Raw genomic sequence first — 6,304 nt, 5'->3', positions numbered from 1 at the left:
CGTTTTGTTATCCGGTTTGAAGCCGTATGACCACTCCCTTTTGTGGGCAACTGTCAGGTGAATACCATCTCCATACAGGCAGCAGCGTGTGTTGCATTCATCGCAGTTGCTGTTGCTACCTATGCTGGAGCAGCAATCAACGTCGCAGCAGCACTTAACGTAGCCGTTCAAATTTCGGTAGCTGTGAACGTAGCAGTGACTATTGATGGATGCGGTGTAAACTGCCATGAGCCATACTCAGTGGGGAGTCTTGAGAGATCCATGAGAGATCAACTATCATTAATAGAAGCGTTTTCCAAGCAATCTGAAACACCCATTCTTTACAGTAAAGCGATTGTTGATTTCAAGAGAAAAGAAGCAAGAGCCGTTCTCCAAGCTGTAATAAATCTAGGGATGGTAAGTATTACCGATGAACAACAAGAGACGGCACTAAGAGTTCTTGATAATATTGTTCTTGACTCCCTTGGAGTTGTAGGAGAAGTACAATGACCTATGATATTCCTTGGTCGATTCAAAGTATTGCATATGCTGTATTAATGCTTTTTATTTTACCTGTAGTATTTACTTCTGGCTCGGAATTTATTTTTACAAAGAGGCTATCCTTCGGAGTTTCAATGTTTTCCCTTGCATTAGGTAGCGTGCTCCTAATGATAGGTACACTACAAATCGTATCATCTAAAGTGATTATAGATAATAATTCGATCACATTATCTAGTCTTATGTACAATGAGACCTTCATTTTTAATGATATCGAGCACGTATCAGATGTATATGATATGACGTTACCTCGCCATGATAAACCAACTCTTCGGAAGAACGGAATAGGATTATTTGGCTATAATGCAGGTACATTCCGATTTAGTGATAATAAAACTGGATTTGTAATGATGGCAACCCCTCCATATCTAGTTATTGAGTTGAAAGGAGGGAATAGAAAGGCGGTTTTTTCAGCAGATAGAAAAGTTCATGAAGAAATTAGAGGGCACTTAACCTCATTGGTTCATGATAATCATTCTTGAATCAAAATATTAATCAAACACCGGCCTCAGGCCGGTGCCTCTCCCCTTCCTGAACAACCACTTGAGGAACATAGCCTAGAAGGGAGCCTCGCTCTCCTGCCCATCGTTTAGAAACGCTTCCCGCTCCGCCTGATAGGCGGCCTCGTCTTCGCTGTCCCAGACCGGGGTTGGCTGTTTGCCGGCCGGCGGTTGGGCAGGCGCGGTCAGCGTCTCTATCACCTTCTCCTGCAGATAGGGGAAGAAGGGGTTGGAGGAGGTGCGGGTGAGGGCGCCGGGGTTGACGATCAGCACCCCGCGCTCACCGCGCAGGGCCAACCCCCCCAAATTGATGCCGTATTGCTCGTGCTGCTCGGGCCGTGGCGCCATGCCGTAGAGGGGGTCATCCATCGGGAAGGGCAGGGCCACGTGGGAGAGGGAGTAGATCTCCCTGGGGTAGTCGATGTCGAGAGGCTGGATCTGCTCAGGCCCGCCGCCGGCCGGCAAACTGCTGGCCTGGGTGCGGGTGCTGGCGGGGGCCTGGTTGCCCACCACCGTCAGCCGGTAGGAGAGCGGCGGGCGCGGCAACAGGTGGCTCAGCGCCAGCTCGGAGGCGCTGCTCAGCAGCGGGCCGAACAGGGTGCCGCGGTTGATGTCGAACAGCACCAGCTCGCTGCCGTTGGCAGGCAGGAAGTGGTAGAGATCGGCGATGATGGAGCGGGTACTGACGGTGTAGTCCATCACCGACTGGAAGGTAAGGGTGGGCGGGAAGGCCGCCAACTCGCCGCTGGCGGCCTGTTCACGCACCTGCTGCTGGATGGCGTGGGTCAGCCGGTAGGATTGGCGCGCGCCGTTGACCGGAAACGAGTTGTACTTGAAGGGGTTGAACTCCGGCATGGTGTCGAGCCAGGCGGCGCTGGCAAAGGCGGGCAGCAGGGCGGGCACCGCCTTGAGGCCGGCGAAGCGGGCAAAGCGGGTCACCCCTATCATGGGGGAGATAAGCACCAGCCGATCCGGCCTTGCCAGCGTGACGGTCTTGTCACCTTCCGCATCGAGCGCATATTTCACCGCCAGTGCGCCGCCGTTGGAAAACCCCACCAGATGCAGCGGCAGCGGGCTTGGCGCCAGTACCCTGGCCTCGCGCACCGCCAGCCGGGTGGCGGCCAGCCAGGTCTCCCAGTCGATGTCGACCAGCCCGGCCGGCACGGTACCGTGGCCCGGAATGCGCAGCCCCAGGGCGATGAAGCCCTGTTCGCGGTAGCGCTGGGCCAGGTGGCGCAGGCTGTAGGGGGAGTCGGTCAAACCGTGCAGGAACACCGCCACCCCTTTCACCTCGCCGCTCGGGCGCAGCAGATAGGAGCGGTTCCAGTCGGTTGCAAAATGAGCCGGATTGATAGGGGCATCCTGATAGTAGCGATTGCTGTCGAGTTGCTGCTCCGGCGGCGTTCTGGCGATCACTTCCCTGGTCACCAGCTCGAACAGCTGTTGCTCGTGGGCCAGATAGGCCTGCCAGTCGCTGTCATCGAGCTGCTCGGCGCTGAGCTCGGGCGGCACCAGGGTGTGCCAGGGTTGCAGCGGTTCGGCCTGCCAGGCGAAGTAGGCGATCAGGGCCCAGCCGAGCAGCAGCAAGCCCAGCAGGCTGAGAAGAAGGCGGCGAACGAGGCGGCGGGTGCGAGCCAGCATGGGCGAGTCCTTGGCACTGATAAAAGAGAGACGGCCCCGCGTCCACGGCAGCCGTACTAAAGCTCGAAAGCTGGCTTAAAGCCTAAGGGAAACAAGATGATAAGTACAGGCAGCAGGCCGGGATGAGGTTAATGAGGGGCGCCAGGGGGGGAGGCATTGGGCATTGTCAGGTCTGGGGATAAGGCGCTTTCATGGCGGCACTTGCCGCCTGCTGCGCCGTTTATATGGAGACGCATGGCGCACCGTTTTGGCGTGACGCGGCGCGCATTTTGCGGGAAGCGGGAGGGGCCGGGTGCAACTATCCTGCGTGTGCGGCAGAGCAATGTGCTAATGTGCCGGCGTTTTTTGCTGACAAGGCCGACCTCGGCCGGTTTTAAAGATGGAGTGATATGCACAATTTTGACCTGGTGAGCCGGCCATCCCGCGCTCTGATGAGACATGCGCAGGCCGTGGGCCGCTGGCAGGTGACCCATGCTGGCTGATGAATCCATGCGTCTGAACAAATACATCAGCGAGAGCGGCATCTGCTCGCGTCGCGAGGCCGATCGCTTCATCGAGCAGGGCTGTGTCTTCATCAACGGCAAGCGGGCCGGGGTGGGGGATCAGGTGTTTGCCGGGGATCTGGTCAAGGTCAACGGTCAGGTGATCGAGCCGCGCGAGGCGGACAGCCTGGTCTTCATCGCCCTCAACAAGCCGGTGGGCATCGTCTCCACCACCGAAGCGGGGGAGAAGGACAACATCGTCGACTTCGTCAACCACAGCACCCGCATCTTCCCCATCGGCCGGCTCGACAAGGACTCCCAGGGGCTCATCTTCCTGACCAACCACGGCGATCTGGTCAACAAGATCCTGCGGGCGGGCAACGATCACGAGAAAGAGTATCTGGTGACCGTCGACAAGCCGGTGATCGACGACTTTATCAAAGGGATGGCGGCCGGGGTGCCGATCCTCGGCACCGTCACCAAGAAGTGCAAGGTGAAGAAAGAGGCGCCGTTCGTGTTTCGCATCACGCTGGTGCAGGGGCTGAACCGCCAAATCCGCCGCATGTGCGAGCACTTCGGCTTCGAAGTGACCAAGCTTGAGCGCATCCGCATCATGAACGTCAGCCTCAAGGGGCTGCCGGTGGGCGAGTGGCGCGATCTCGACGGTGACGAGCTGATCGAGCTGTTCAAGCTGATTGAAGACTCCTCCTCCGAGGTGAAACCGGCCAAGGGGGCGCAACCGGCCAATGCTCAGGGTGGCAAACCCAAGGCACCTGCGGTGCAAGGCGGCAAGTCTGCACCGGGCAAGAAGCCACGGCGCGACGACGATCACGAGATTGGGGGTCGCCCCAATGTGCCGGGCCCGGAGGCGTTCGAGAAACGGACCCCGGCAGGCAAGGGTGCTGCCGGCAAAGGCGGCGCAACGAAAGGGAGCGCAGGCAAAGGCGCCCCGAACAAGGGGGCCAAACCGGCCGCCGGCAAGCCGCGCGCCGGTCAGGGTGGGCGGCAGAAGAAGGGGCGCTAGGCGCCCTCTCACTCCCCGCGTTGACAGTAAAAAACACCGGCCACAGGCCGGTGTTTTTGTATCGATGACCCGCGATTCAGAGCTCGTCGCGGGGCTGGGTGGCGTAATCAGGCAGGGTGCTGATGGCGCTCTCTTCCTGAGGCACGCTGGCAGGGTCAAGATCGCCGCCGACGTTGCGCGGATCCGTCGGTATGGTGGAGGGGATCACCACCGCCTGCTCCGCCAGCCGCCAACCCAGAATGGTTTCCAGGCGGCCACCCTCCTCTTCCGGTCCTGTGATGGCTTCCAGCTGCAGCGGCAGGGGATGACCGATCAGGCGGCCGACCTCATCGACGGCGCCGGGATCGGCCAGGGTCTGCTGGGTCGCGTAGAGGTGGGGCAGCGCGGTGCGGGGCACATACACCCGCAGCAGCACGCCATTGCGGATACGGCCACGGGCATCCGCTTCCTGATCCTGGGCGTAACCGTAGGCGAGGGCCGGATCGCCGGCGACATAGAAGCCTTGCCAGGGGGCGATGGAGGATTGATCCCGTTCATGTACCCCCTCAAACACTATGCTGTGGGCGGCTTCGAGGAAGGTGCCGTGATAACCGACGAAGAGATAACCGCGCGCCAGCAGCTGGCGATGGGCCTGCTCCAGGCGGGTCACCGACCAGTTGCGAGTACCGGCCGTGCTGAAGCTGACCTCGTCCCCGTCACCCAGGAAGCTGGCACCGTTCGGATAGTCCCGCTCCTGCAGGGCATCGGCACTGTCGGCCGGTGCCAGGCAGTTGAGATCGGCGGCGGGGCAGGTGAGATTGACCACGTCAGCGCTGGCGGCCTGCTCTTGGCTATTGCCCGCCTGCTGGTGGCTGAAGGCATCGCTCTGGGCGGCCGCCATGCTCAGGGCCAGCCGTGCCTGGGCCGGGTTTTCCCGAATGGCTTGCGCCAGCTGCCCTCGTGGGGTTGAGCCATCCTCTGGCGTGGTGTTGGCCAGCGCCTGGGTGATCACGGTATCAAGCTGGGACCATGGCAGGCGGGTCAGCAGATAGAGGGTGACGAGATTGTGGACCGGATAGCCGCACTGGCTGAGCTCTTCCCAGCCTCTGGGTTGACGGCTTCTGGCCAGGGATTCAAGGGGGATGGCGCAAACCTGATGGGTGGTGAGGGCCGCCAGACCGTCTCCCTTGGCAAAGTGCAGCCGATGACTGATGGCGGTCGGCACGATATGGGTGTCGTGAGAGGCGGGTGCCCCGGCCAATACCCGGTAGACCTTGCCTTCCCAGGTATCACCCAGGTTGCAGGTGCGCTGCGACAGATAGTTGTAGACCGCATCCAGCGGATCCAGCAGGCACAGCACCTTGCCGGTATGCCACTCGCTCCAGCGTTTCTGACGGCTGTGCTGGGTGGGCGCCGCCACGAAGCCGACCCCGGCCGCACTGAGGGTGAGGTTGCGATTGATCTCGTTGTTTTCCACGTGCCTGACGAAGAGCGTCGAGTTGCTGGCCATGGTACGCAGCAGGTCGTCGCTCACTTCGATGCTGTAGATGGGGGAGATATGGCTCACCTCGGATCCTGCATCCAGCTCATGGAAGAAGACCTTGATGCTGGCGGGGGCATCGTCGCCGACGGGAACCAGCCAGTGCAGTGACCAGTTGCCGCGTCCCTGGCGGGTATAGCTGTAGGTGCGTGGGCCCTTGCCCGCGGTGGCGCTGGTCAGGGTGATGGTGGTGCCATCCGTGCGCAGGGTCAGCGCATTGCCGAGGGCCAGTTTGAGGCTGTCTCCCCCTTCCTCCAATACCATGGAGTAGTGCAATACCCCGGAATCGGTCTGTCCGCCTAGCAGGCTGGCGACATCGAGCTGGCTGGCGCGCACCCCCTGGGCCAGATCCAAGGTGCAGCGGGTGGCGCACTCCTGCCACAGGTTGAATGACTCGTCGGCCATGACCGGTGAGATGGCACCGCCTAGCATGGCCAAGCCACCGAGTAGAGAAGCCCATTTTGTGTTTGTCTGCATGTGATTTCCTTTGTGTGATAGCAAAGCCACTGGCGCGTGGCGCTCTCCTCCCTGATGAATACAGCCTCTTCCCTGTCAGACGAAACGAGATTAATTCTCGTCTGAGTGCCTTACCTTAATGGGC

5 protein-coding genes are annotated in these 6,304 nt (G+C 60.1%); 3 read left to right on the top strand and 2 right to left on the bottom strand.

What is annotated here, in order from left to right:
• Positions 1-57: 57 nt before the first annotated feature.
• On the top strand, positions 58-489 hold the full coding sequence (locus G5134_RS08650; protein WP_156559985.1) for a hypothetical protein: 432 nt from the start codon (positions 58-60) through the stop codon (positions 487-489).
• The gene (locus G5134_RS08645) at positions 486-1,019 is read left to right on the top strand and encodes a hypothetical protein (RefSeq protein WP_156559982.1); all 534 of its coding nucleotides are present in this window, start codon (positions 486-488) and stop codon (positions 1,017-1,019) included. Before G5134_RS08650 ends, G5134_RS08645 begins: the two co-directional genes overlap by 4 nt.
• A 75-nt stretch (positions 1,020-1,094) precedes the next feature.
• On the opposite strand, the gene G5134_RS08640 is transcribed toward G5134_RS08645, so the two are convergent.
• The gene (locus tag G5134_RS08640) at positions 1,095-2,678 is read right to left on the bottom strand and encodes an alpha/beta hydrolase (protein WP_065018636.1); all 1,584 of its coding nucleotides are present in this window, start codon (positions 2,676-2,678) and stop codon (positions 1,095-1,097) included.
• A 471-nt stretch (positions 2,679-3,149) separates the two neighbouring features.
• Between G5134_RS08640 and rluF the strand changes: the two genes are divergently transcribed.
• The gene (gene rluF, locus G5134_RS08635) at positions 3,150-4,184 is read left to right on the top strand and encodes a 23S rRNA pseudouridine(2604) synthase RluF (RefSeq protein WP_065018635.1); all 1,035 of its coding nucleotides are present in this window, start codon (positions 3,150-3,152) and stop codon (positions 4,182-4,184) included.
• 76 nt (positions 4,185-4,260) lie between these two features.
• Here rluF and G5134_RS08630 read toward each other — a convergent pair whose 3' ends face one another.
• The gene (locus tag G5134_RS08630) at positions 4,261-6,141 is read right to left on the bottom strand and encodes an exotoxin A binding domain-containing protein (RefSeq protein WP_065018634.1); all 1,881 of its coding nucleotides are present in this window, start codon (positions 6,139-6,141) and stop codon (positions 4,261-4,263) included.
• Positions 6,142-6,304: the final 163 nt, after the last annotated feature.

This window comes from Aeromonas sp. 600276 (assembly GCF_049175815.1).
Classification (GTDB): domain Bacteria; phylum Pseudomonadota; class Gammaproteobacteria; order Enterobacterales; family Aeromonadaceae; genus Aeromonas; species Aeromonas dhakensis.
The sequence above is the reverse complement of the archived record's forward strand: the minus strand, read 5'-3'. Positions and strand labels throughout refer to the sequence as shown.

Excerpts from the sequence above, each read along its gene's own strand:
- G5134_RS08645 (WP_156559982.1), top strand. The coding sequence starts at position 486 with ATGACCTATGATATTCCTTGGTCGATTCAAAGTATTGCATATGCTGTA.
- G5134_RS08640 (WP_065018636.1), bottom strand. The coding sequence starts at position 2,678 with ATGCTGGCTCGCACCCGCCGCCTCGTTCGCCGCCTTCTTCTCAGCCTG.
- rluF (WP_065018635.1), top strand. The coding sequence starts at position 3,150 with ATGCTGGCTGATGAATCCATGCGTCTGAACAAATACATCAGCGAGAGC.